At 61.9% G+C, this 2,476-nt stretch carries 2 protein-coding genes; both read left to right on the forward strand.

Going from position 1 to position 2,476, the window contains the following annotated elements; translation table 11 throughout:
* Nucleotides 1-770: 770 nt before the first annotated feature.
* On the forward strand, nucleotides 771-1,283 hold the full coding sequence (locus tag H3O04_RS34965) for a fimbrial protein (protein WP_011545365.1): 513 nt from the start codon (nucleotides 771-773) through the stop codon (nucleotides 1,281-1,283).
* 122 nt (nucleotides 1,284-1,405) lie between these two features.
* The coding region (locus H3O04_RS34970) for a fimbria/pilus outer membrane usher protein (protein WP_202589475.1) at nucleotides 1,406-2,476 on the forward strand (1,071 nt) is incomplete at its 3' end.

Below are 2,476 nucleotides of genomic sequence, written 5' to 3' on the forward strand. Positions count from 1 at the left end.
GGGGCATGCTGCCCGTCGTACCGCCGATCGTCATCGGCGCTTTCTTTCGCTGTTCAGCACATCCGCTCGTCGCGTTCCCATCCAGCAGCACCGCGAAAGGGTGGCTTTCGCCGCACCCGCATCCACATCCGCAAACCGATCGTGCCGCCCGTCGGCGCTAACGTGTGCCGCACTTCTTCCGCTTTTTCATCTCGCCCGATCCGGCATGTCAGCCGCGTTCCAGAGGCCGCGCATGCATAGCTGCAATTGACGATCCAATTAATCAATGTATTGGAATTAATGGCGGCGGCAAAATGTCGCGGTAAAACGTTTGTATGCTTTCGCAATCGTTTGCGCGATAAACCCGTATCGCATGAATGTCGCCGTTCATTTCGTGTCAGTTGAAAATGAATCGATGCTCACGTTGTAATCGGACAACGATGGCGGCATTGGACAATATTTTGTCTTTTGAGAGGCAGGGCTGCACAAGCCAATACCGGCAAGGGAGAGCGGGGTGGTGGCGATTATCGGCAAGAAATTCCCTTAATCTTCAATTGGTTCCGAAAAATAAAAAAGGACTGCGGATAAAAATTCCGTGATTGAAAATTAAAAGGAAGGAATGGGGTTTTAGAGGGCTGAATCGAACATTGTCAGAATCATTTGACAATGATTTACAGAAATCTTTCACGGTTATCTCGATAATGCCGCCTCGTGTCGGACGGGGCCACCATGCGCTGCCGTTTGTGTCCGCCACGTCGTCCATTCCAATCGCACTCCTTACGGGAAACGTCATGAAAAAATCCATCCTGTCCGCCGTCGCACTCGCGGCCCTGTCCACCTCGGCCTTCGCAGCGGGCACCGGCACGATCAACTTCACGGGCGAGATCGTCGCGGGCGCATGCGGCATCGACTCGAACTCGGTCAACCAGACCGTGCAGCTCGGCAAGGTGCCGACCAACAAGTTCAAGCAAGCCGGCGACAAGTCGGACCCGGTGTCGTTCGACATCAAGCTGACCGACTGCGACACCAGCATCGCGCAGAACGCGTACTTCACGTTCACGGGCACGTCGAGCGCCGGCCAGCCGAAGCTGCTCGCCACGATCGGTTCGGCCACCAACGTCGGCATCCGCCTGCAAGCCGCGTCGGGTGAATACCTCGACAACGGCGCCGAGCAGAAGGCCCCGACGCTGCTGCAGAACGGCACGAACACCGCGCGCTTCGCCGCGATGTACGAAGCGACGGCAGCCGGCGTGACGCCGGGTACCGCCGACGGCGTCGCGAACTTCACGGTCCGCTACCAGTAAGCGTCCGTACCGGAGGAGGGATGCGTGCATCCCTTCCTCCTGCCTCTTTCCTCCCGTTTTCCTTCTTCCTGGACTCCCGGTAGCGCCGCGTGCGAATCAGACATTCCTTCCTTTGCGTCTCCGTGCTGGTCGTCGGCAGCCAGAGCCAGGCGACGGAATTCAATTCGTCGTTCCTCGACATCGACGGAACGAGCAACGTCGATCTGTCGCAGTTCTCGCAGCCGGACTTCACGTTGCCCGGCGAGTACATGCTCGACGTGCAGGTCAACGACCTGTTCTACGGGCTGCAAGCGATCGAGTTCATCGCGCTCGACGCATCGGGCGCGGGCAAGCCGTGCCTGCGGCCGGAACTCGTCGCGCAGTTCGGGCTGAAGCCATCGCTCGCGAAGGACCTGCCGCGCTTCCAGGGCGGGCGGTGCGTCGATCTCGGCGCGATCGAGGGCGCGACCGTGCGCTACCTGAAAAGCGACGGGCGGCTCAAGATCACGATTCCGCAGGCCGCGCTCGAGTTCACCGATTCGACCTACCTGCCGCCGTCGCGCTGGTCCGAAGGCATTCCGGGCGCGATGCTCGACTATCGCGTGATCGCGAACACGAACCGCAACTTCGGGGCGGGCGGCGGGCAGACGAATTCGATCCAGGCCTACGGGACGATCGGCGCGAACTGGGATGCGTGGCGTTTTCGCGGCGACTACCAGGCGCAATCGAACGTGGGCAACACGGCGTACGCGGACCGCACGTTCCGCTTCAGCCGGCTTTATGCGTTTCGCGCGCTGCCGTCGATCCAGTCGACGGTGACGTTCGGCGACGACTACCTGACCTCCGACATCTTCGACACGTTCGCGCTGACGGGCGCGTCGATCCGCAGCGACGACCGCATGCTGCCGCCGTCGCTGCGCGGCTATGCGCCGCTGATCTCGGGTGTCGCGCGCACCAACGCGACCGTGACCGTGTCGCAGGCCGGCCGCGTGCTGTACGTGACGCGCGTGTCGCCGGGCGCGTTCGCGCTGCAGAACATCAACACGAGCGTGCAGGGCACGCTCGACGTGGCGGTCGAGGAAGAAGACGGCAGCGTGCAGCGCTTCCAGGTGACGACGGCCGCCGTGCCGTTCCTCGCCCGCACCGGCCAGTTGCGCTACAAGGCGGCGGTCGGCAAGCCGCGCCTGTTCGGTGGCGGCGGCATCACGCCGTTC

Source organism: Burkholderia sp. KCJ3K979, from assembly GCF_016759955.1.
Taxonomy (GTDB): Bacteria; Pseudomonadota; Gammaproteobacteria; order Burkholderiales; family Burkholderiaceae; genus Burkholderia; species Burkholderia orbicola.

Bases quoted from the DNA above. Each gene is read 5' to 3' on its own strand.
- H3O04_RS34965 (WP_011545365.1), top strand. From the start codon at position 771: ATGAAAAAATCCATCCTGTCCGCCGTCGCACTCGCGGCCCTGTCCACC.